The 21414-nt window shown below is 64.5% G+C and carries 22 protein-coding genes; 4 read left to right on the top strand and 18 right to left on the bottom strand.

Annotated elements, in window-relative coordinates; all coding sequences use genetic code 11:
• Positions 1 to 58 precede the first annotated feature (58 nt).
• Entirely contained in the window at positions 59 to 871 is an 813-nt protein-coding gene (locus FY258_RS06875; RefSeq protein ID WP_118104447.1) for a 5'-methylthioadenosine/S-adenosylhomocysteine nucleosidase, read from the top strand.
• Between the two features lie 84 nt (positions 872 to 955).
• The gene (gene yihA / locus FY258_RS06870) at positions 956 to 1567 is read left to right on the top strand and encodes a ribosome biogenesis GTP-binding protein YihA/YsxC (protein ID WP_118104444.1); all 612 of its coding nucleotides are present in this window, start codon (positions 956 to 958) and stop codon (positions 1565 to 1567) included.
• Here yihA and FY258_RS06865 read toward each other — a convergent pair.
• The 18 genes from FY258_RS06865 to FY258_RS06780 all read right to left on the bottom strand — a co-directional run bounded on the left by FY258_RS06865 (position 1564) and on the right by FY258_RS06780 (position 17792).
• A complete protein-coding gene (locus tag FY258_RS06865; RefSeq protein WP_118104441.1) occupies positions 1564 to 2574 on the bottom strand; it encodes a YitT family protein in 1011 nt (336 codons plus the stop codon). The two genes, yihA and FY258_RS06865, sit on opposite strands and share 4 nt — an antisense overlap.
• A 204-nt stretch (positions 2575 to 2778) precedes the next feature.
• Complete coding sequence (locus tag FY258_RS06860) at positions 2779 to 3645, bottom strand: MetQ/NlpA family ABC transporter substrate-binding protein (protein ID WP_118104439.1); 867 nt, start codon at positions 3643 to 3645, stop codon at positions 2779 to 2781.
• A gap of 148 nt (positions 3646 to 3793) precedes the next feature.
• On the bottom strand, positions 3794 to 4459 hold the full coding sequence (locus FY258_RS06855) for a methionine ABC transporter permease (protein WP_118104437.1): 666 nt from the start codon (positions 4457 to 4459) through the stop codon (positions 3794 to 3796).
• Entirely contained in the window at positions 4452 to 5192 is a 741-nt protein-coding gene (locus FY258_RS06850) for a methionine ABC transporter ATP-binding protein (RefSeq protein WP_118104435.1), read from the bottom strand. Before FY258_RS06850 ends, FY258_RS06855 begins: the two co-directional genes overlap by 8 nt.
• Positions 5193 to 5252: 60 nt before the next feature.
• Positions 5253 to 5399 carry a hypothetical protein gene (locus tag FY258_RS06845; protein WP_182279466.1) on the bottom strand — a complete coding sequence of 49 codons (147 nt, stop codon included), beginning with the start codon at positions 5397 to 5399 and terminating at the stop codon, positions 5253 to 5255.
• 266 nt (positions 5400 to 5665) lie between these two features.
• Entirely contained in the window at positions 5666 to 6208 is a 543-nt protein-coding gene (locus FY258_RS06840; protein WP_118104433.1) for an Asp23/Gls24 family envelope stress response protein, read from the bottom strand.
• Positions 6209 to 6292: 84 nt separating this feature from the next.
• Positions 6293 to 6691, bottom strand: a complete 399-nt coding sequence (locus tag FY258_RS06835; RefSeq protein WP_118104431.1) for a DUF2273 domain-containing protein — start codon at positions 6689 to 6691, stop codon at positions 6293 to 6295.
• Entirely contained in the window at positions 6692 to 7228 is a 537-nt protein-coding gene (locus tag FY258_RS06830) for an Asp23/Gls24 family envelope stress response protein (RefSeq protein WP_118104429.1), read from the bottom strand. It abuts the gene before it with no gap.
• Positions 7229 to 7402: 174 nt separating this feature from the next.
• Positions 7403 to 8209, bottom strand: a complete 807-nt coding sequence (locus FY258_RS06825; protein WP_118104423.1) for a YebC/PmpR family DNA-binding transcriptional regulator — start codon at positions 8207 to 8209, stop codon at positions 7403 to 7405.
• A gap of 188 nt (positions 8210 to 8397) precedes the next feature.
• The gene (gene lgt / locus FY258_RS06820) at positions 8398 to 9228 is read right to left on the bottom strand and encodes a prolipoprotein diacylglyceryl transferase (protein ID WP_118104421.1); all 831 of its coding nucleotides are present in this window, start codon (positions 9226 to 9228) and stop codon (positions 8398 to 8400) included.
• A gap of 96 nt (positions 9229 to 9324) precedes the next feature.
• Positions 9325 to 9606, bottom strand: coding sequence for a NifU family protein (locus tag FY258_RS06815; RefSeq protein WP_118104419.1), 282 nt, complete (start codon positions 9604 to 9606; stop codon positions 9325 to 9327).
• Positions 9607 to 9774: 168 nt separating this feature from the next.
• Complete coding sequence (gene rlmH, locus FY258_RS06810; protein ID WP_118104417.1) at positions 9775 to 10245, bottom strand: 23S rRNA (pseudouridine(1915)-N(3))-methyltransferase RlmH; 471 nt, start codon at positions 10243 to 10245, stop codon at positions 9775 to 9777.
• An 88-nt stretch (positions 10246 to 10333) separates the two neighbouring features.
• The gene (locus FY258_RS06805) at positions 10334 to 12022 is read right to left on the bottom strand and encodes an aminotransferase class I/II-fold pyridoxal phosphate-dependent enzyme (RefSeq protein ID WP_118104415.1); all 1689 of its coding nucleotides are present in this window, start codon (positions 12020 to 12022) and stop codon (positions 10334 to 10336) included.
• A gap of 861 nt (positions 12023 to 12883) precedes the next feature.
• Entirely contained in the window at positions 12884 to 13822 is a 939-nt protein-coding gene (locus tag FY258_RS06800) for a hypothetical protein (RefSeq protein ID WP_182279464.1), read from the bottom strand.
• Between the two features lie 294 nt (positions 13823 to 14116).
• The gene (locus tag FY258_RS06795; RefSeq protein WP_220396020.1) at positions 14117 to 15001 is read right to left on the bottom strand and encodes a patatin-like phospholipase family protein; all 885 of its coding nucleotides are present in this window, start codon (positions 14999 to 15001) and stop codon (positions 14117 to 14119) included.
• Between the two features lie 135 nt (positions 15002 to 15136).
• Positions 15137 to 16000 (bottom strand): class I SAM-dependent methyltransferase, encoded by an 864-nt coding sequence (locus tag FY258_RS06790; protein ID WP_118104411.1) that lies wholly within the window; start codon positions 15998 to 16000, stop codon positions 15137 to 15139.
• A complete protein-coding gene (locus FY258_RS06785) occupies positions 15997 to 16902 on the bottom strand; it encodes a hypothetical protein (protein ID WP_118104409.1) in 906 nt (301 codons plus the stop codon). The genes FY258_RS06790 and FY258_RS06785 overlap by 4 nt, the downstream gene beginning before the upstream one ends.
• Positions 16903 to 16928: 26 nt before the next feature.
• Positions 16929 to 17792 carry a type III pantothenate kinase gene (locus FY258_RS06780; RefSeq protein WP_259324483.1) on the bottom strand — a complete coding sequence of 288 codons (864 nt, stop codon included), beginning with the start codon at positions 17790 to 17792 and terminating at the stop codon, positions 16929 to 16931.
• Between the two features lie 115 nt (positions 17793 to 17907).
• Between FY258_RS06780 and FY258_RS06775 the strand changes: the two genes are divergently transcribed.
• Together FY258_RS06775 and FY258_RS06770 are read left to right on the top strand one after the other, a co-directional pair.
• On the top strand, positions 17908 to 19614 hold the full coding sequence (locus FY258_RS06775; protein ID WP_118104407.1) for an OPT/YSL family transporter: 1707 nt from the start codon (positions 17908 to 17910) through the stop codon (positions 19612 to 19614).
• A gap of 276 nt (positions 19615 to 19890) precedes the next feature.
• Positions 19891 to 21369, top strand: coding sequence for an alpha-amylase family glycosyl hydrolase (locus FY258_RS06770; protein WP_118104405.1), 1479 nt, complete (start codon positions 19891 to 19893; stop codon positions 21367 to 21369).
• Positions 21370 to 21414 lie beyond the last annotated feature (45 nt).

The following is a 21414-nucleotide window of genomic DNA, read 5'->3' as shown; positions in this document are numbered from 1 at the left end:
TCCAAGAGACTCTGTGCTGGTAGAATAGGTCGCGATTGAATTTGAAGATTGGAGACCCATGGCACCTGTCATCGCCATCATCGGAGCGCTCGAGAAGGAAGTGCGCCAGATCTACGCCGCCGTCGAGAAGGGCACCGTCGCCGACGAGGCCGGCCTGCACATCGTGGGCGGCGAATACCACGGCTTCAAGATCGTTGCCACCACGGCCGGTATGGGCACCGTCAACGCCGCGGCCGCGGCGCAGCACCTCATCAGCGCGCACGGCGCCAACGCCATCATCTTCTCCGGTATCGCCGGCGGTCTCAACCCTGCCCTGCACATCGGCGACGTCGTGATCGGCGAGCACCTGCGCTATCTCGACACCGACACACCCCTCATCGCCGAATCCGCGCCCGGCCTCGAGGAATTCTCCAGCAGCGATTTCCTCGTCGAGCTCGCCGAGCAGACCCTGCGCGCCCACGGCTTTGTCGATGCCGCGCTCTCCGAGGGCGATGCGGCAACCGCCCGGGCTGAGGCCGACGCCACCCTCTTCCGTCGCAACAACACCGATTCCGAACCGCAGCGCTTCCTGCGCGGCACGATCGCCACGGGCGACCGCTTCGTGAGCGGCGCGGAGGCCAAGGCAGCCGCGATCGCAGCGACGCAGGGCGACTGCGTGGAGATGGAGGGCGCCGCCATCGCGCACGTCGCGGCCAAAAACGGCATCGACTGCCTGGTCTTGCGTGCCATCTCGGACAACTGCGACGAGAGCTATGACGCCCTTTCCTCCCGCGAGTTCGATCTCGAGGAGTACGCCAAGAGCGCCAGCACCCTCGTGCTTTCCATCGTTCGCCGCCTCGCAGTCCAGCTCGGCATCGAGCCGCGCGACTAACGGCGCACCGCGCATTCCCGGACGCGCGGGTTTTTCCGCGCGCTCCGCAAGCCCCATCCCCGATCACGCAGAGAGGCATTTCCTATGGCAGAGGCCATCAACTACAACAAGGTCCATTTCGTCGCCAGCTACGGCAAGGCATCGCAGATCCCGCCGTCGACTTGCCCCGAAGTGAGCTTCGTGGGCCGCTCCAACGTGGGCAAATCCTCGATCATGAACAAGCTGTTCAACCGCCGCGGCCTCGTGAAGGTCTCCTCCACCCCGGGCAAGACCGCCAACGTCAACTTCTTCGAGGCCGACGGCGTGCACTTCGTCGACCTGCCCGGCTACGGCTTCGCACAGCGCAGCAAGGCCGAACGCGACCGCTGGGCCCGGCTCATCGGCGACTTCTTCGATTCCGAGCGCAGCTTCAACCTGGTCGTCTCCCTTGTAGACATCCGCCACGACCCGAGCAAGCTCGACCTGCAGATGATCGAATTCCTGCGCGAGAACGGCTTCAACTTCATCGTCTGCCTCACCAAGGCCGACAAGCTCTCCAAGTCGCAACAGGGCAAGCAGGCCGCGTCGATCCGCAAGCAGCTCGGCGTCCCCGCCGATCGCCTCATCGTCACGAGCAGCGAATCCGGCCTGGGCATCGACCGCCTCAAACAGGCCATCGTCGATTTCTGCCTGGATGACGAAGACGTCGTCGACTAGTTGACGCCCCTGAAGCCCTTGCCCACGATCTCGGAGCTGTCCACGATCGTGATGAAGCACCCCGGATCGACCTCGCGCGCGTATCGGCGCAGCTTCACGGCCTCGCGGCGGCTCAAGACGCACATGATCACCGTCACGAGCTGACCCGAGAACGCACCGTATCCACGGCTGATGGTTGCCGTGCGGTTGAGCTCCTTGACGATGTAGGTCTCGACCTTCAAAGGCTCCTTGCAGATGATGGTACAGACCTTCCTCAAATGGATGCTCTCGATGGCCTTATCGACCACCAGCGTCTTGGCGAACAGGCCGAGCACGCAGTACAGGCCCACGCGCGGGCCATACAGCACCGCCGCGATGCACACGATGCCGATATCCACCAGCAACAGCGCGCGTCCGATCTCGAGCGTGCTGTGACGCTTGAGGATCATGGCGAGGATGTCGGTGCCACCCGTCGACGCGCCGATGTCGAACACCATGGCACTGCCTATCGCGGGCAAGATCACGGCAAAGCACAGGTCGAGCCACATATCCCCCGTGATGGACGTCGTCGACGCCCCGGGAAACAGCATCTCGAACAGGGACACGTAACCCGAAAGCGCGAACGATGCGAACACGCTCCACAGGATCGCCTTGCGCTCCAAGAAGATGAACCCCAGCACCACCAGCACGATGTTGATGATCCACATGAAGGCGCCAACCGGCAACGTGGGGAACAGCGTCGAAAGGATGACCGACACGCCGGAGGTGCCGCCGAACGCAAAGTGGTTGGGCGTTTTGAACAACACGATGGCCAGGGCGGTGAGGATCAGCCCGCCATTCAGGATGGCAAAGAAGCGCAGGAGGCCCGGGTCCTTGCTGCGACGAGCGCCCGCCTGCTCGCCGCGGCGGATGTCCTCCTCGCTCACGAGATGCTCAAGGGGCTCGACCGGTGTCGTATGATGGGTCGCCGCCCATGAAGAGGCGGTCTCCGTCGCCGTTGGCCTTGCTTGCTCTTTCTGCTCTTCCACGCCGCACTCCGCTTTTCGAATCGGTTCCTCGCGCCCCTGATGGTAACGCGCACGGCCCCTTATGTAAGCAGTGTTTGCGACAGTTCGGGCAACGGACGATCACGGGCGCTATCGGCATGAAAAAGGCGGCCGCCCCACGGCGACCGCCCCATATAGTCTCTTATCACCCGAGACGATACCCAGGTCCAAAAACGGCAGCGAGACCTAGAACGCGGGGAGCACGTCCTCGCCGTAGTTCTCCTCGAGATAAGCCTTGAAGTCCTCAGAAGTAAGCACCTCGACGAGGGCCTTGATCCCCTTGGAATCCTCCTGGCCCTTGGCGACGCAGATGATGTTGGCGTACTTCTCAACGGCGAGCGAATCGGAGGACTCGTGTGCCAGGGCGTCGGCAACGTGGTAGCCGGCCTCGATGGCGTAGTTGCCGTTGATGACCGCAAAGTCGACCGAGGAAAGGGCGCGCGGCAGCGCGGCGGCCTCGAGCTCCTGGAACTTGAGGTTGTGCGGGTTCTCCTTGATGTCCTTGGGCGTGGACTCGAGGTTCTCGGGGTCGGAAAGGGTGATCAGGCCAAGATCCTGCAGCAGGAGCAGGGCGCGACCCTCGTTGGTGGGGTCGTTCGGAATCGCGACCGTGGCGCCGTCGGAGATGTTGTCGAGGTCATCGGACGTGCCGGCGTACACCGCGAAGGGCTCGTAGTGGATCAGGCCGGCGGACACGAGGTCGGTACCGTTCTTCTCGTTGTAGTCCTCGAGATAGGTGATGTGCTGGAAGTAGTTGGCATCGACGGAGCCGGCGGACGTGTCCTTGTTGGGCTGGATGTAATCGGTGTACTCCTTCACCTTGAGCTCGATGCCCTGCTCGGCGAGAAGGGGCGCGGCGAAATCCGTCAGGATCTCGGCGTGCGGCGCGGGGCTGGCGGCGACGGTCAGCACGGCGGAATCGGCTGCGGCGGAGCCGGCGGGAGCGGAAGAGCCGCCGCAAGCGGTGAGCCCGCCCAGGGCAACAATGCCCAGACCGGCGGCAAAAGAGGTGAGCAGGGAGCGACGGGAAACGGAAGCGTTGAAGTTCTTCATGATGGGATCCTTTCGGAGAAAAATGTTGAGAAGCGGGTGTCTTGGGATGTTGAAAACCGGACACCCTTGAACCAGACGGGGTTTCCCAGATGCCGCAGGTGGCGCAAGCGACGATTGAACGCCGGGATGCGATGCCTGGGAAAGCCCGTCAGCGGTGATCGACCTTGCGGGCGATGAGATTGCATACGGACTGGATGAGCTGGACGAGCACGATGAGCAGCACGACCGTGGCGATCATGGCGCCGTCCTCGTAACGGTAATAGCCATAACGGATGGCGATATCGCCCAGACCGCCCGCGCCCACGGCGCCGGCGATGGCGGTGTAACCCAGCACGGCGATGAGCGTCACGGCAATGCCGCGCACGATACTCGGCAGCGCCTCGGGCAGAAGCGCCGAGAACACGATACGGGGCACGGACGCGCCGCACGCCTCGGCGGCCTCCACGGCGTCGCGGCTCACCTCGGCGAGCGATTGCTCGACCATACGGGCCACAAACGGGGCGGTCGCAACCACCAGCGGCGGGATGACGCCCACCACGCCCGTGGAGGTGCCAACGAGCGCCTGAGTGGCGGGCATAAGGGCGATCAGCAGAATGATGAACGGCAGGGAACGGCCGATGTTGACCACCCAGCCCAGCACCGCGTTCAGCACGGGCACGGGGCGCAGGCCGTCCGGCGCGGTGAGGTGCAGCACGACACCGAGGACCGTGCCGATCACATAGGCGACCGCAGTGGACGCGAACACCATGACGAGCGTGTCGATGGTGCCCTGAATGAGCAACGGAGCAAACTCCGCGAGGAAATCGTTAAGCATCCCAATCCACCTTTCCGAGCAACACGCGCGTAGCCTCGGCCTGGGGATCGGCGAACACCTTCGCCACGCTCCCCTGCTCCACCACTCGACCGTGCTCGAGCACCGCGACGTTGTTGCAGATCTTCTCGACCACATCCATGGAATGGGTGATGACCACCAGCGTCACGCCGGTCTCGCGGTTGATGTCGCGCAGCAGCTTGAGGATGGTGTTGGTGCTCTTGGGGTCGAGCGCGGAGGTCGCCTCGTCGCAGAGAATCACCTCGGGCTCGCAGGCCAGTGCGCGGGCAATGGCCACGCGCTGCTTCTGCCCGCCGGACAGCTGGCTGGGATAGCTCTGGGCCTTCTCGGCCAGGCCGACGCGATCGAGCAGCTCGAGCGCGCGGGCGCGGTTCTCGGCAGTCACCTTGCCGGAAGCGGCGAGGAACGGGAAGCACACGTTGTCCAACACGGTCTTTTGCGCAAGCAAGCCGAAGTTCTGGAAAATCATGGCCACGCGACGACGATACGCGCGCAGCTCCTCGCCGGATAGGGCGGTGACGTCGCGGCCATCAACCTCGATAGTGCCCGACGTGGGGCGCTCGAGAAGGTTGATGGTGCGCACGAGCGTGGACTTGCCCGCACCGCTCATACCGATGATGCCAAAGACGTCACCGTCGGCGATATCGATGTTGATATCCGAGAGGGCGTGCTCGCCGCCGTCATAGGTTTTGTCTAGATGCTTGATGCTGATCACGAGGAAAACTCCGCTTGAAGATGGTTTTGGGATAAACGGCCATCTCCCGCCGGAGACAACCTAGTGGAGGCGCCCGGTCTCGGTCAGCACGCGGAAATCGCGCGGCATGACAAAGTGCCCGGGCGAGGGCATCTCCATGACCATCATCATGCTCGCGATATGTCCGACAAACGTAATCATGGGGATGAGCTTAACAGGGTACCCCATATCGGGCAACCATGGAAACCGCCATGAAACAAAAATGGTTGCATTCCCATGGGTCGACGACGCAATTAGATACGGGCGCGCTTTGTGTAATTGGGGACGGGTGCGTTTTACACATCTAGCCTCGATGTGTAAAACGCACCCGTCCCCAATTACACATGCCGAGGGCTTGAACAAAAAAACGGCCGCCTGAAAACAGACGACCGCATGCTCTTTGGCGGCATGTTGCAAATTGTACCTGTCCCCAATTGGGCAGCTTTGGCGATGTCTTACTCGTCGTCCTCGGCGTGGCGTTTCCTGCTCGCCTCGTACTCCTCGCGCGTCACCACGTCCTCGATGCGCAGGTTGATGCCCGCGACCTCCAGACCGGTCATGGCGGTCAAGCGCTCGGTCACGCACTCCTTCACATCCTCGAAGATCGCCGGCGCATAGCAACCGTACTCGATGATCACGGAGATGTTCACGATCACGCGGTTGTCGTCGGTGACCTCGACGGTCACGCCCTTGGTGAGGTTCTCGGCACCGAAGGTCTCCTGCACGAGGTGCATGAGGTTGCCCTTCATGCCGAGCACGTGCGGGACCTCGCGCGTGGCCATGGCGACGATCTTCTCGATGACGCCGTTGGAATAGGTGAGGGAATCCTCGGAATCGTCCTCGAGATCCTCTTCGAACTCGGGCTCGTCCTCGAACGCGGGCTCACCGGCCCCGTTCATTGCCTGCTCCGCAACCTGCAGAGCCTGCTCGTCACAATCGGCGTCCACGCGGTCCACAACCTCGACGTCAACCGAATCCTGCTTCTTCTCGTCCGCCATGATGTCCTCCCCTTCCGGGATCTCTTCGTTGTATCGAATATGCCCACCGTCACGCGCTTCATGCACGTCGTGGGGATCGTCGCGCTATTTGTCGAACAAGCGGCGGATGAAGTTCACCGCCGCGTTATCACCGTCGCGCATTTGGCCGATGACCACACCGACGCCCACGAACACGGCGATGACGATGGTGTCCCACAGCCCGATGACCAAGATGAGCACCGCCAGCACAAACCCCATGATGCCGTACAGCGTGGCATGCGGATGCGCATCGGCGTGCTCCCACATCCTGCGTCCCAACTCGCGGAAAAAGCCAAAGGTCGCCTCGTGGAACGTCTCGGGACGGGTGGTCCCATCCGCACCGGCCGCGCTCGCCCGCGAGCCAGTCTCGGCGGAAGACGCATGTGCCCCGCCCTCGACGGGCTCGACGACATGCTCGATAACGGCTTTGGGCGCCTTCTGCGCGCCCTTTGCAGTGTCACTCACTTAGCAAACCTCCCTGGTAACGGTCACGGTCTTGCTCGGCAAGAACCGAACGCGCACGGAAACGCCGGGCACGCCGAGCATCTGCTCGCACGCCCGCTGCACGCTGCCCTGCATCTCCTGCCCAAGGGCCGCAAGGTCCCCATCCACGAGCGCGATCGCCTCGATCTCGATATGGGCCTCCGAGCGGTCACGACCCCGCACGTGCGCCCCGACCTCCTCGATGAGCACGTCGTCGCGCTCGGCGGCGGTACGGGAAATGGACACGAGCGCAGGTAGTGCGACTTCGAGCCGGGCATCGCCGGCCAGTCGCAAAAACGCGGGCTCCGGCCTGTCCGCAATGGCCGCGATCAAAAGCACCGCCATCTGGATGAGCACCACGCACGCGCTCGCAAATGCGAGGACACGCACCCATGGCACGGTCAACAGGGCATTGAAGCGATCCGTATGGGGTCCGAATTGAGAGCCCGTGAACAGGCCGGTCACAACCACGGCGGCGATCAGGTACAGCGCCACGCCGATCTTGCGCATGCGCCTCATGGGCCCTCCTCTCTCTCCCTCGTCGCGCGCAATGTCCCCGCGCGATCTCTCGCCATGCGCACGGAGCCTCCGCACGCGATAGCGCTTTCCCATTATAAAGCGAGCCGGGCCCGCGGCGATGCGGACCCGGCTTCGCAAGCACTTCTTAACCATACGGCGAGAACCGCGTGGACGCTACTCCTCCTCGAGGGCGGCGATGACCTCGTCGGTCATGTCCATGGTGGAGTACACGTCCTGGACGTCGTCCAGGTCCTCGAGGCGGTCGATGAGACGCTGGACCTTCTTGGCGTCGGCGCCGGAGACGGCCGTCGGGGTGGTCGGGACCATGGTGAGCTCGGAGCCCTTGACCTCGATGCCCTGGGCCTCGATGCCCTTGGACACGGCCATGAGATCGCCCGCGGCGGTCCACACGACCCACTCCTCGCCGGCGTCCTCGTAATCGTCGCCGCCGGCCTCGGCGACGGCCATCATGAACTCTTCCTCATCGCCGGCAGCGCCGTTGGCCATGAGGTTCTCCTTCTTGTCGTTCGGGTCGACGATCTGCTTGGAAACCACGACCTGGCCCTTGCGCTCGAACTGGAACGCGACGGAACCGGTGGTGCCCAGGTTGCCGCCGGCGTGGGAGAAGGCGGAGCGGACATCGGCGGCGGTGCGGTTGCGGTTGTCGGTCAGGCACTCGACGTACACCGCGACACCGGCCGGGCCGTAGCCCTCGTACACGATGTTCTCGTACACGGCGGCGTCGGCGCCGGAGCCAAAGGCCTTGTCGATGGCGGCCTTGATCTTGTCCTTGGGCATGGACTGGGCCTTGGCCTTGGCCACGGCGGCTGCGAGGGAGGCGTTGTTATCCGGGTTGGGGTCGTTGCCAAGGCGGGCCGCGACGGTGATGTTACGGCTCAGCTTGGAGAACAGGGCGGAACGCTTAGCGTCCTGCGCACCCTTGCGGTGCTTGGTAGTTGCCCATTTAGAGTGTCCGGACATGTGATGCTCCTTCTATTTTCCCGCCCGCGGTGTTGGCGCGAGCCCATATAAACACACGTTCAGCATGATATACCGATTGCGGACCGCGCGAAAGACTTTTGATGCGGCTTCACACACGGTCTCAATCGGGGGTCTCAATCGGGGACAGGTACGAATTGCGACATCGCCTCATCGAAGCCCTGGTCGCGTCAGAGCCAATCGCGATGCTGCGGGCGCTTGGTCTTCCACGCATACAGCAGAAGGCCCGCGCCCGCCGCGATCAGCGGCAGGCTCAACAGCTGACCCATGGTGAGCCATCCGCCGGCAAGGTAGCCGAGCTGCGCGTCGGGCAGGCGAACGAACTCGATCGCAAAACGCACGATGCCGTAGCCGAGCACGAAGACCCCGAGGTACGATCCCTGTGGCAGCGGCTTCGCACGACGGCTCAGCACGTAGAGGATCGCGAACAGCACAATGCCCTCGAGCAGCGCCTCGTACAACTGGGACGGATGACGGGGAACGGTCCCCGCCGCACCGCCGAAGACGACGCCCCACGGCAGGTCCGTGGGCTTGCCCCACAGCTCACCGTTCACGAAGTTCGCGCAACGCCCCAGGCACAGCGCCAGCGGCACGCCCACAAAGGAGGCATCGGCCACCGTGAGAGGAGAGAGTCGCAGGTATCGGCAGGCGATGAGCCCTCCCAGCAGGCCTCCTGCGAGACCGCCGTGAAAACTCATGCCGCTGATTCCGCCGCCGTTCGTGCCGAGGAAGATCTCAAGCGGGTGCGTGAAGTAATACTCGTTGCTGTAGAACAGCACGTACCCCAGGCGCCCGCCGATCAGCAGGCCGAATACGACGGCGATGACGACGGTCATGACGTCATCGGGGGTGAATCCGATGTTCCAGCGCTTTTGGGTCCGGTACATCACGAATCCCGCCAGCAGCGCACCGACCATATAGGCCAATCCGTACCAGTAAATCGTGATGGGACCCGCCGAGAACGCGACGGGATCGAGGCTGTGATACAGCTCGTTGAGCATAATGCCCCCTTGCGGCGCACCGACGAGGCACGCCTTTACATAAAGAGCCGGGCCGGCCGTGGTGTCCACGATCCGGCCCGGCTCCATCACGGATGATTAGAACGGCATGTACTCGTCGTACAGGTCGTTTGCGGCATCAGCGCCGCCGCCAACCTGCTCGACGCGCGTCACGCCGGGCACATGCTCCTTGAGGATGCGCTCGACACCCATGGAAAGCGTCAGCGAGCTCATGGGGCAACCGGCGCAGGCACCCTGCAGCTCCAGCTTGACCACGCCATCCTCGGTCACGCCCATGTACTCCATATCGCCGCCGTCGGCCTGGAGGTTGGGGCGGATCTGCTCAAGCACCTCTTTGAGGAGGGTCTCGTCTACTGCCACGGAGACTCCTTTCATCTACCGCGAGCCGGCCGATGGGCGGGCTCACGTCAATCGCACGGGTGGTGCACATGATACTACAGCGTGATACCCGCCCGTGGGGCTTCTATGCACCCCGTTTGCTCACGGAGCCGCCACACGGGCCCTCGCACCGGAAACGGACGGCAAGCCCTACTTGTGATACGGCTCGCCGCGCATGATCTTGAACGCGCGGTACACCTGCTCGAGCAGGACCACGCGTGCCAGGTTGTGCGGAAGTGTGATGCGCCCGAACGAAAGCCACTCGTCGGCACGAGCGCGTACCTCGGGCGAAACACCACACGAACCCCCAATGACGAATGTGATCGAGCTCTCGCCGCGCAGCATCAGGTCGTCCAGATGCGAGGCGATCTCCTCGCTCGAACGCTCCTTGCCGCCGATGTCGAGCAGCACCACATGCGAGCGTTCGGGGATGGCGGCGAGGATGCCCTTGCCCTCGAGGGCGCGGCCCGCCTCCTCCCCACCCGACTTCGCGGGGTCCCGGTCGGCGATTTCGACCATCTTCACGGTCGCGTACGCCGAGAGACGTTTGGCGTATTCCGCGCAGGCATCGGCCCAAAAGCGCTCCTTGAGCTTGCCGACGGCAACGACGGTGATTTTCATGCATCCTCCTCGGAGCCTTTCGCGCACCGCCCGCAGCGGCGATGACCGTCCGCCGCGCAAGCAATCCGCAACTTGGAAACCCGCCCCCCTAGCGCTGGCGATACGTCTCGAAGAATTCCGCCAGGTCCTCCATAGCCTCGTGGAGCACGTCCATGGGCGGAAGGTAGACGATGCGGAAATGGTCGGGCTCCGGCCAGTTGAAGCCGCCGCCGCGGGTGATGAGGATGCCCTTCTGATGCAGAAGATCGAGGGCGAACTGCTCGTCGTCGCGGATATTGAACTTCTTGACGTCCATCTTGGGGAAGATGTAGAACGCCGCCTTGGGCTTGACCGCGGTGATGCCGTCGATCGCGTTGAGGGCCTCGTACACGTAGTTGCGCTGCTCGCACACGCGACCGCCCGGCACCACATAGCTCTTCACGGACTGATGCCCACCGAGCGCCGTCTGGACGATGGACTGCGCCGGCACGTTCGAACACAGACGCATGTTGGAGAGCATGTTCACACCGAGCATGAAGTCCTCGCCCAGACGCTTGTTGCCCGACACGATCATCCAACCGATGCGATAGCCGGCAATCATATGGCTCTTAGAGAGGCCGGAGAACGTGACGCAGAACAGGTCGGGCGCGAGGCTGGCGATGGAGACGTGCTCCGCATCGTCCATGCACAGGCGGTCGTAGATCTCGTCCGCGAAGATCATGAGCTGGTGCTTGCGGGCGATCTCCACAATGCCCTCGAGCACTTCCTTGGCGTACACGGCGCCGGTGGGGTTGTTCGGATTGATGATGACGATCGCCTTGGTGCGAGGCGTGATCTTGGCCTCCATGTCGGCGAGGTCGGGATTCCAATCGGCCTGCTCGTCGCAGCGATAATGCACGGGCGTGCCGCCGGACAGCGTGGCGCAAGCGGTCCACAGCGGGTAGTCCGGGCTGGGGATGAGAATCTCATCGCCGGTGTCGAGCAGGGCCTGCATGCACAGGTTGATGAGCTCAGACACGCCGTTGCCGGTGTAAATGCCATCCATGCTCACGTTGGGCAGACCCTTGAGCTGGGCGTACTGCATGATCGCCTTGCGCGCGGAGAACAGGCCGCGGCTGTCGGAGTAGCCCTCGCACTCGGGCAGCTGATCGCGCATGTCCTGGATGACCTCGAAAGGCGTGCGAAAACCGAACGGCGCGGGGTTGCCGATGTTGAGTTTGAGGATGTGCGCTCCCTCGGACTCGAGGCGGGCCGCCTCGTCGACCACGGGGCCACGGACGTCATAGAGGACGTTGTCGAGCTTGGAAGACTTCTTAAAGGTGCGAATGTTCTCAGACATGATGTTCCCTTCGGAATGCGAGCTGGAAGTCGAGCGGTCCGCGAAAGTGCGGGGCTCCGGGAAGGCGGCGGCAGGCCGCGCCTCGGCTCGCTCGGGAGGATCGGGCATCGCGGGGCTGGAAGGGGTGAAAGCGGACGTTGCAGGCGCATCGGCGCCGTCGGGCGTGGCGGGCGTGGCGGGCGCGGGCACAGCGGCGTCATCGGCTGTGGCGGGCGCGGGCGCGGCGGGTCCGGCGGCCGTGGCAGGCTCAGCGGACGCAGGTTCGTGCTCAGCCGCCCGATTCTCGCCCGTCAACTCGAAAGGTTCAATTTCAAGGATATCTGCGAGCAGCTGCACCACTGCGCGACGCGGGAGCGTCTTGCCACTCACGTACTGGCTTACCTGGCTCTTGCCGAGCTTCGACCCGCGATCTGCGGCCATGCGAATAAGATCGGCCTGCTTGAAGCCACGTTTATCCATAGCGTGGCGCAAGCTCGCAGCAAAAACCTCTGCCGTTGTCGGCGATGTATTCACGGTGTTTTCACCCTCAGCCACTTCTACTCCAATCACGAAATTGAACCATAAGTTCAATTTCGCAAGAGTCTATCACGAGAGTTCAATTCTTCGATCAACAGAGTTCAATTTTCATTGCACATCAAGAAGCCCACATCCAATCGGGACGCCCTCATGCGGCTGCACGTCCACATGCACCTGTACGTCCGACTCGATCTCTCCTCCCTATGTAACCAACGCACGCGATCTGGATACCGTGCACGGTTTGTAGGTTATGAACGATTGGAGGATATGAACGATTGCCGCTTCTTGTACTATTGGAAGTTCAGCATTTCCCCAGGTAAATACATGTACAGAAATGGAGGTTGTGAACGAACCGTTCATAGCTTGCAATTTCTGCCAGGTAAATCGTTCACAGCTTCCAACCGTTCATATCCTGCAAAAATGCCCAAGCGCATGCCGCCGAGCTCGGTGTGGACTCGGTACATGCCGACGCTCACCCAGCAATCGCCCCGCGGACGCAGCCGACACGCGCTCGGCGCACGCCCGGCACCCATCCCGCACTCTACAGGGACACACCTCGGGCACTCACCCCGTGCACGGCCAACACGTACCCCGTGCACGCCCAACACGCGGCCGCCGCCGCAACGGCAAAACCGGGCAACAAAAAGGGGCGCACGGGAGACCCTCCTCCCGTGCGCCCCTGAGACATGCGTGCAGCTATCTACGCTAGCAGTGCTGCCATCTGCACCAGCCGCGCTTCTATCTTCGCCAGATGCGCTGCTATCTGCGCCGGCTGCGTCGAAATGCGCAGCTCCGAAGATCGCTCTAGAAGCGACGGCCACCGCGATCGCCGTAGTTGCCACGGCCGCCGCGGTCACCGTAACCGCCACGACCACCGCGGTCGTCACGGCCACCAAAGCCGCCACGGCCACCACGGCCGCCGCGGTCACGATCGCCAAAGTCGCGACGAGGACCGCGGTCGCCAAAGTCCTTGCGGGGACCACGGTCACCGAAATCGCGGCGCGGACCACGGTCGCCACCGCGGTCGCCAAAGCCACCACGGCCGCCGCGGTCGCCACCACGGCCACCGAAGTCCTTGCGCGGGCCACGGTCGCCACCGCGGCCACCAAAGCCGCCGCGACCGCCGCGGTCGCCGCCACGGCCACCGCGATCATCGTTGTCCAGACCCATCTCGGTCAGCGGATCGATGAGCTTGTCCATGAGCGCGACGATGTCCTCGGCGTCCAGCTGGGACAGCTGCGGGACGAGCTTCTTGCGCTTGCCACCGATGGAAGCGGCGAGCTCCTCGGCGTTCTCGTTAGCGGAGACGAGGATGGCGCGCATGTCCTCCTCCTCGGGCATGATGCGGGTCACGGCGCCGACTTCCTCAGCCTCTCGCAGGATGCCGTCGAGCTCGCGCAGACGCATGCCGAGCAGGTCGGACATCTCCTTCTGCTCCATCTGGGGCTTGAGCTCGAGGAGCTTGAGGGCGCGCATGAGCTCGCTGGCGCGGGCGGCGTCGGCCTCGGCCTCACGGCCCATGGCGAACTTGCGGTTGCGGAGCAGGCGAGCAGCGCGCTGCACCTTATCGAAAAGCTGGTCGTCCAGGCTGGGCTCCTCCTCGGCGGCCTCCTCGGAAGCCTCCTCGGCGGTCTCCTCGACGACGTTCTCGGCCTCGACAGCCTCCTCGACGACCTCGACGGTCTCGGAAGCCTCGACGACCTCTTCCACGTTCTCGTTCTCGTTCTCGATGTACTCGGACATTTCGTCCTCCTTCTGCGTCCTCGGACGCGTTCATTGGGGGCCTCGCCCCGATGCCGGCGACCTCTATTTCCGCCTGGGCACCATCTCCACGCCTTCCGGCGTCTCATGCGGCACGCTCCATCTGAGCCTCGAATGCCACCGTGCACCAGTGTACGCGCCGCGGCGCCGTTTCATTCGTGCGCTTTTGGTGGCACACACCTTTCGCATCCGCACGTCCAGCGCGCGATGCGAGGGGACCGGCCAGCGGCCCCAATCGCCATCGGGAACCTGCCCGTCGATATCGGGGCCGGCCCGTCAGTACAGATATGCGACGACCTCGTCGATGCGCGCCTCCGCATCCGCGCGACCAATCTGGTAGATCCGCTCCAAGACCTCCGGGTCCTTTACGGCGAGCGGCGCCTTGACCGACTCGCTCGGGCGGATGACGAGCGCCTTCCCGTCGCGCTCGAGGCGGGCCACCTCTTCGAGCTGGGCGTTGTAGCGCACGTGGCGGTTGGCAAGCAGCTCCACCAGCTTGGGATACGCCGCATACGCGCGCTTCAGGAGCGGCATGAGGCTGATCGGCTCCTTCACGAATCCCGCGGGCTGTGTGAGGATAACCACGTTTTTGCTATACCCCTGCGCGACCATCCACGCCGCCGGGATCGAGTTGGCGATGCCGCCGTCGAGGAGCTCGCGTCCGTCAAGCTCGACAGGTCGCGCGAGCAGGGGAACCGAGGCGGATGCCCGAATCCAATCGAGGTCATCGCCATCGCCGCGTTCGATATCGCGATAGACGGCCTCGCCCGTGACGATATCCGTGCAAACGGCCGTGAAGCGCATGGGATTCGCGGCGGCGGCCTCTGTATCGAAGGGATCGAGGTGCAAGGGCACCTCGCGATAGGCGAAATCGATGCTGTAAAGCTCCCCGGTGCGCAGGAGGTTCTTAAGGCTGGCATAACGCGGATCGGCGCAGAAGCGCTTGTTGTAGCGGATGGCACGCCCCACCTGGCGCGACTTGATGTTCACGCCGAACGCGGCGCCCGCGGACACGCCCACCGCATGGACGAATTCCACGCCGTGCTCCATGAACACGTCGAGCACGCCCGCCGTGTACAGACCGCGCATGCCGCCACCCTCGAGCACCAAACCCGCTGTCATATCGCCCAGCCTCTCATCGTCATGGTTTCGACGGGCCATTCTACGCCTATCGCACGGCGCGGCGTGAGGCCCCGCGTGGGGAAACTCATTTTCACTCGCCGAGCGAAAGAGACGGATGCGGCGGACCTGCTCGCTACGGACCCGCCCGCTGTGGGCTCGCCCGCTGTGGGACCGTCAGCGCGGCGGCACGATACAGTCGTAGCGCACCGCCTTGCCGGCGATCGAGTGGCTCGGCTTGACGCCAGCGAGATAGGGGCCCTTCACCGGGCGCTTGATCACGACTTTACGCGGGTGCGCGGCGAGCGCGGCCTGGAGCAGCGACTCCTCGTCGAGGGGCTCGGTCGGGCGCTCGAGGCCGTGGATGAGCTGGAACTTCTTCTTAACCGCAGCACTCTTGGTGCGCCCCGGGAACATGGGGTCGAGATAGACCACGTCGGGCTGCGCACCCGTACTGGCCCCGGCCCGCTCGAGGGTGACGCGGCTGTCGCCCGCGACCAAGTGCATGCGCTCGACGATGGGCCCGAGGACCTCATGCGCCGATGCCCGCGCGAGGGCGTCCTCGAGCAGGGCGGCGATCACCGGATCGACCTCGCACAGCGTGACCGTGAAGCCGGCGGCAGCGAGCAGCAGGGAGTCTTCGCCCAGCCCCGCCGTGGCATCCACGGCACGCGGGGCCTCAACGCCCTTCACCCGGGCGGCCTTGACGAGCATCTCTCGCTGCAGGGCGCCCTGCTTGATGCGTGGCAGCATCTCGGCAAAATCGGGGCGGAGCTCCATGCCATCGCGCATGAGGGAGAGGCCGTCACGGGACACCTTGAGATACAGGAGACCCGGCTCGGGGATGAAAGCCGTCTCCGAACAACCGGCCTCGAAGACCGCGAGCGGCGCGGCCAGTCGATCGGACAGCCCCTCCGCGCGGTCGAGCGAGTCCCCGTCGATGCAAAGCACCGTCACGGGCGATTCGGCAGAACCGATTCCCGATGCGGCGACATCCGGCGCGCCCCGCATACCGCCCTCCTCGATTCGAGACCCCGTCATGACCGGTCCCCGCCCTTGATGGCGTTGACCGCGCTACGACGCACCTTGGCCGGGTTGAGCGTCGATGCGGCGGCGGGAATATCGATATTCACGCCCAGCAAGATCTTCGCCATCCAAAAGTAGAAGAGAAGCACCAGCAGCGGAATGAGACACGAGGTCACGAGCATCACCGCCAGCGACTCGATGAACTGGTTGAGCGACTCCTGGGCGCCCTCGACGGCGCTCGAAATCCCACCCGTCACCGTGTCGATAGCGCCCTGGAAAAAGCCGAGGATACCGCCCTCGTCCTTCTTGCCGCCTTCCGACTCGGCCTCGGCCGCGCCCTCGGCCAACGCCTCGGCCGTCTCGACCGACTGCGTGAGCGAGGTGTCGTACATGGCGTCGACCTGATTGGTCACCCAGGTGCTGGTGGGTATGGCCAGCAGCAACACCGCGCCGATCAAGGCGAACTTGAAGCCGAGACGCACCGGCACGTCTGACCAGCGCGCGCGGCCATACGCCCAGGTGAACACAATCGCGGCGAGGAACGCGAGCGGCATCACGAGCCCCAGCGCAACACCGCTAAAGATGGCGATGAGGTATTTCTCAAGGAACAGGGCGGCGAGCACAATGAGGAAGCCGGTACTCAGATCCATGAGCTTCTCGGCGATGGGCGAGCCCGCGTCGCCGGGGATCGCCGAGATGAGCGCCGATGCACCCGCGGAGCCCGCCGTGAGGGTGAGCACGTTGTCGATCTTCTCGTCGATGGTGGCAATCGTCCCCGCATGCGCCTCGGGCGAGGCGAAATGCGGGGCAAGGCCGAACACGAACAGGGCAATGAGGGCCACAAGGACCACGGTGACAATCGCCCGCACCTGGGTGCTGGGCCCGAACGCCTCGTCGTACTGCTCAATTTCGTTCATGGAAACACCTCTCATCGATTCGTGTGTCAGCGGCGATTGCGGAGCCAGATATGGTGCAAGCCGCGCAGGGTGAGGGTCTCATCGACCGCCGCATCATGGGAGATGAGGGCGGCGACCTGCGCGGCGCCGTCGCCCGTGATCACCACGGGAGCGTCGGTGCCAAGCTCGTCCATCACCGCGTCGAGCAGACCGTCGATGCGCGCCGCCTCGCCCAGGACCACGCCGGACTGCATGGCGGAGCGCGTACTGCGTCCGATCACGCGCTCCGGCGCTCGCAGCTCGATCATGGGCAGACGCGCCGCCGCGGCGGTGAGCGAACGCGCACCCAGCGCGACACCGGGGGCGATGATGCCTCCGACAAAGGCGCCGGACTCGTCCACGACCTCGATATTCGTGGTCGTCCCCAAATCCACCACGACCACGGGGGCCCCGTAGGTCTCGCGCGCCGCCACCGCGTCGGCCACACGGTCGGAACCCACTTCGGACGGATCGTCATAGCGCATGCGGATGCCGGTCTTGAGGCCCGGGCCCACCACGCAAGCGCGGGTTCCGCACAGCTTGCCCAAAGCGGAGCGCCACACCTCGGCAAGGCTCGGCACCACGCAGGAGAGGATGGCGCTCGCGGGCTCGGGCGCGCCCAGCATGTCGATCGCGCGGGCGGCCTGCGCCCATGCCTCGTCGGCCGTGCAGCGCTCGGAGGTCGTCACCTCCCACGTGCCCGCAAGTTCATCCGCGGCGAACACGCCGAACTTGGTCACGGTGTTGCCCACGTCGACGGCGAGAAGGCAGGACGGCGTCGAGGGCGTTGCGGCGGCCCGAGCCGGCGCAGCCGCGGACCGCGTATCCGGCCCCTCGTGCTGAGCACCCGCTGCCTCCATATCGACATTCATCGCGCCCTCCATGTTCTCGAACGCATATCTCTCAATCGAGCTTATACTATAGCGGTCCTATTGCCGTAACCCGACTCCCCGCATGAGGGGGAGCGGATATACGAAGGAGCTACAAATGAGTTCTCTGAACCAGCGCGCGCCGTGGCGCGGGCAGATCAGTGCCGCCGGTATTCTCATCGGCTGCATCGGCTGCGTCATCATCACGGCATCTTCCGTCTACACGGCCCTCAAGATGGGCGCCCTGCCCTGGCCGACCATCTTCACCTCGATTACCGCGCTGGTCCTTCTGCGCGCGGCGGGCCGCACGAGCCTGAACGAGGCGAACGTCACCCAGATCATCATGTCAGCCGGTTCCATGGTCGCGGGCGGGCTGGCCTTCACCATCCCCGGCGTATGGATGCTCGGCCTCGACGCGGAGCTGAGCTGGATCGAAATCGGCGGCGTCGCGCTGGCCGGCACGCTGCTCGGCCTGGTGTGCACGGCGCTGATCCGCCGCCGTTTCGTCGAGGAGTCCGACCTCGAGTACCCCATCGGCACCGCCGCTGCCGAAACGCTCATGGCCAGCCGCGCGGGCGGCGCGACGGGCAAGAGGCTCTTTGGGTCCATGGCGGCGGCCGGCATCTGGTGCGCGCTGCGCGACCTCGCGGGCGTCATCCCCGCCATGATCGGCGCACTGCCCATCCCCGGTGTGGCCTTCGGCATCTATAACTCGCCCATGCTGCTATCGGTCGGCTTTTTGGTGGGCGGCGCCGCTGTGGCATTTTGGCTGGCAGGCGGGCTCATCGCAAATTTCGGGATCATCGCGGGCGGCAGCGCGGCGGGACTCTGGGACGTGGCGAGCGCCCAGGGAATCGTGTCGAGCCTGGGTATGGGCCTCATGATGGGCTCGGGCATCGGCGTCGTAGTGCGAGACATCCTGCCCGCCGCCTTCCGTAGCGCACACAATGGGCGACGCGACGACGACCGTGCAAACGCCCCCGCACGCGCATTCGGAAAACTCGACCGCAGCGTCCTCTCCCTGTTCGTGGCGACGGCCGCCCTCCTCGTCTGCCTCGTGCTCGGCCTCTCCCCCATCGCCTGCGCCGTCGTGGTGGTGCTCGCATTCGTCACCACCATCATGAGCGCGCAGTCGGTGGGCCAAACCGGCATCGACCCCATGGAGATCTTCGGCCTCATCGTCCTGTTGGTCATCGCCGCCCTGGGAGAGTCCGATCAGGTCAGGCTCTTTTTCGTCGCAGGCGTGGTTGCCGTGGCATGCGGCCTCGCGGGCGACGTCATGAGTGACTTCAAAACCGGCAAGATCATCGGCACCGACCCGCGCGCCATGTGGATCGGCCAGGCGATCGGCGCCCTGATCGGCTGCGCCGTATCGGTGGCGGTGATGTGCGCGCTCCTCAACGCCTACGGCGCCGACGCATTCGGCCCCGGAAAGCTCTTCGTGTCCGCCCAGGCAAGCGTGGTGGCAACCATGGTGTCGGGCATCCCGAGCGTCCCCGCCTTCGTGCTCGGCCTTGTCGCGGGCGTGGCCCTGTACTGCCTGGGCATCCCGTCCATGATGCTCGGCCTCGGCGTGTACCTGCCGTTTTACATGACGCTCTCGGCCTCTCTCGGCGCAGCCGTGAAGATCGCCTACGATCGCGTAGCGTCCATCCGGAACGCGCGTGCGAACGGCAACGTGGCGGCGAATGCCGACACGGGCGCCCCCGATGAAACGTCGCACGAGGAGACCGGCATCATCGTTGCCTCTGGCGTGCTCGGCGGCGAGTCGATTGTGGGCGTGATCATCGCGCTCGCATCCGTTGCAAGCGGCCTTTTGGGGTAAGCGCGCTCACGTCGGCTCTTTCCCCATAATCAAGCGACCATGCCCCATGCCGCGGCATCACGATGCGCCGCATGGGTACCTTCAAGGCCAATTCAGGGCCGTCCACCGAGGAGCTGCAATCGATGGGCGGCCCGCGCTTTATGCTTGATTGCATCTGAGCGCACCGCCCGGTCCCGGGGATCCGGCCCACACGACTCCTGGCCGCATGCACGACACCCTTCCCCAGCCTCGGGCGATGCGCCCTCCTTGCGACTGGCCCCGCGAAAGGCGCTCGCCATGTGGGTTTTCGACACCACCCTGTACCAAATCTATCCACTCGGCATGCTCGGCTGCCCCTTCGATGCCCCCGCCCTGGACAACAAGGAGGCCGAGGCGTGCGAACGCGAACTCCATCGCGTGCGTTCGCTCATCGATTGGGCTCCCTACCTTGGAGAGCTCGGTGTGGGCGCCATTTTGCTCAATCCGGTTTTCTCCTCCGACACCCACGGGTACAACACGCGCGACCTGCGCCAGATCGACTGCCGTCTGGGCACGAACGACGACTTTGCGAGCGTGGTTGACGCACTTCATGCATGCGGCGTGCGCGTGATCGTGGACGCGGTGTTCAACCACGTGGGCCGCAACTTCTGGGCCTTCCACGATGTGCGCGAGCGCAAGTGGGACTCACCGTATAAGGATTGGTTCCATATCAGCTTTGACGGCGACACGCATTTCGGCGACGGCTTTTGGTACGAGGGCTGGGAGGGCAATCAGGACCTCGTCAAGCTCAACCTGCGCAATCCCGAGGTCATCGTCTACCTGCTCGACACGGTGCGCATGTGGAAACACGAGCTCGGCGTGGACGGCCTGCGACTGGACGTAGCCTACTGCCTGGACCGCGACTTTGTGCGGACCCTGCGCGGGCTTGCAAACGAGCTGGGGGCGGAACCGCGCTTCGACGGTGCGCCCGGCGACGGCTTCCCGCTCATCGGCGAGGTGCTGTTCGGCGACTACAACCTCATCGTCAACGACGACATGCTCGACTCCTGCACCAATTACGAGTGCTACAAGGGCCTGTACTCAAGCTTCAACTCCATGAACATGTTCGAGATCGCCCACTCGCTGCACCGACAGTTCGGCGGGGAGCCGTGGTGCATCTACCGCGGTAAGCACCTGGTGAACTTTGCCGACAACCACGACGTCTCGCGCCTGGCGAGCATCCTTACCGAGAAGCGCCACCTCGCGCCCGCTTACGGCGTGCTATTCGGCATGCCGGGCATCCCATGCCTGTATTACGGCAGCGAGTGGGGGCAGCTTGGAGAGAAGGGCACCGGCTACCTGGCCGACATCGATCTGCGCCCGGCGATTGCGGCGCCTTCTGTCGAGGCGCTCGCCGCGCCAGTCGCAGGTTGGGAGGGCGGATGCGGCCCCAACGAGCTCACGGCCCTCGTCAACCAGCTGAATCATGTGCGCCGCAGCTCCCGCGCCCTGTGCCACGGCGACTACCGCAATGTGATCATAACCAACAGGCAGCTGCTGTTCGAGCGCAGCGCGGGTGCGGACGGCGATGCGCCGGCCGAATGCGTGCTCGTGGCGATCAACGCCGAGGATGTGCCGTTCACCTTCAGCGACGACTCACTGCGGGGCACGTTCGAAGTGCTCGTCGCGTGCGGCGGCGAGGGCGCAGACGCAACGGTGCAAACCGGCACGAAAGCCCTCGAGCTCGACGGCATGCTGGACATACCGCCATTTTCCGTGATCTACCTGCGTAAATGAGGCAGGCCACGTCCTCTTGTCCGAAAAGATCCCGCTATCGGCCGA

It is taken from the genome of Collinsella intestinalis, from assembly GCF_902364775.2.
GTDB lineage: Bacteria > Actinomycetota > Coriobacteriia > Coriobacteriales > Coriobacteriaceae > Collinsella.
This window is presented reverse-complemented; position numbering and strand designations above follow the sequence as displayed.

What these genes read in the sequence shown, in the direction of transcription:
- FY258_RS06840 (WP_118104433.1), bottom strand. Translation starts at nt 6,208, where the DNA reads ATGGCGGACGAGAAGAAGCAGGATTCGGTTGACGTCGAGGTTGTGGAC.
- FY258_RS06785 (WP_118104409.1), bottom strand. Translation starts at nt 16,902, where the DNA reads ATGAACGAAATTGAGCAGTACGACGAGGCGTTCGGGCCCAGCACCCAG.
- FY258_RS06845 (WP_182279466.1), bottom strand. Translation starts at nt 5,399, where the DNA reads ATGGGGTACCCTGTTAAGCTCATCCCCATGATTACGTTTGTCGGACAT.
- FY258_RS06805 (WP_118104415.1), bottom strand. Translation starts at nt 12,022, where the DNA reads ATGGATAAACGTGGCTTCAAGCAGGCCGATCTTATTCGCATGGCCGCA.
- FY258_RS06860 (WP_118104439.1), bottom strand. Translation starts at nt 3,645, where the DNA reads ATGAAGAACTTCAACGCTTCCGTTTCCCGTCGCTCCCTGCTCACCTCT.
- FY258_RS06770 (WP_118104405.1), top strand. Translation starts at nt 19,891, where the DNA reads ATGTGGGTTTTCGACACCACCCTGTACCAAATCTATCCACTCGGCATG.
- rlmH (WP_118104417.1), bottom strand. Translation starts at nt 10,245, where the DNA reads ATGAAAATCACCGTCGTTGCCGTCGGCAAGCTCAAGGAGCGCTTTTGG.
- FY258_RS06800 (WP_182279464.1), bottom strand. Translation starts at nt 13,822, where the DNA reads ATGTCCGAGTACATCGAGAACGAGAACGAGAACGTGGAAGAGGTCGTC.
- yihA (WP_118104444.1), top strand. Translation starts at nt 956, where the DNA reads ATGGCAGAGGCCATCAACTACAACAAGGTCCATTTCGTCGCCAGCTAC.
- FY258_RS06795 (WP_220396020.1), bottom strand. Translation starts at nt 15,001, where the DNA reads ATGGCCCGTCGAAACCATGACGATGAGAGGCTGGGCGATATGACAGCG.
- FY258_RS06790 (WP_118104411.1), bottom strand. Translation starts at nt 16,000, where the DNA reads ATGACGGGGTCTCGAATCGAGGAGGGCGGTATGCGGGGCGCGCCGGAT.
- FY258_RS06875 (WP_118104447.1), top strand. Translation starts at nt 59, where the DNA reads ATGGCACCTGTCATCGCCATCATCGGAGCGCTCGAGAAGGAAGTGCGC.
- FY258_RS06830 (WP_118104429.1), bottom strand. Translation starts at nt 7,228, where the DNA reads ATGAGGCGCATGCGCAAGATCGGCGTGGCGCTGTACCTGATCGCCGCC.
- FY258_RS06780 (WP_259324483.1), bottom strand. Translation starts at nt 17,792, where the DNA reads ATGAATGTCGATATGGAGGCAGCGGGTGCTCAGCACGAGGGGCCGGAT.
- FY258_RS06775 (WP_118104407.1), top strand. Translation starts at nt 17,908, where the DNA reads ATGAGTTCTCTGAACCAGCGCGCGCCGTGGCGCGGGCAGATCAGTGCC.
- FY258_RS06855 (WP_118104437.1), bottom strand. Translation starts at nt 4,459, where the DNA reads ATGCTTAACGATTTCCTCGCGGAGTTTGCTCCGTTGCTCATTCAGGGC.
- lgt (WP_118104421.1), bottom strand. Translation starts at nt 9,228, where the DNA reads ATGCTCAACGAGCTGTATCACAGCCTCGATCCCGTCGCGTTCTCGGCG.
- FY258_RS06825 (WP_118104423.1), bottom strand. Translation starts at nt 8,209, where the DNA reads ATGTCCGGACACTCTAAATGGGCAACTACCAAGCACCGCAAGGGTGCG.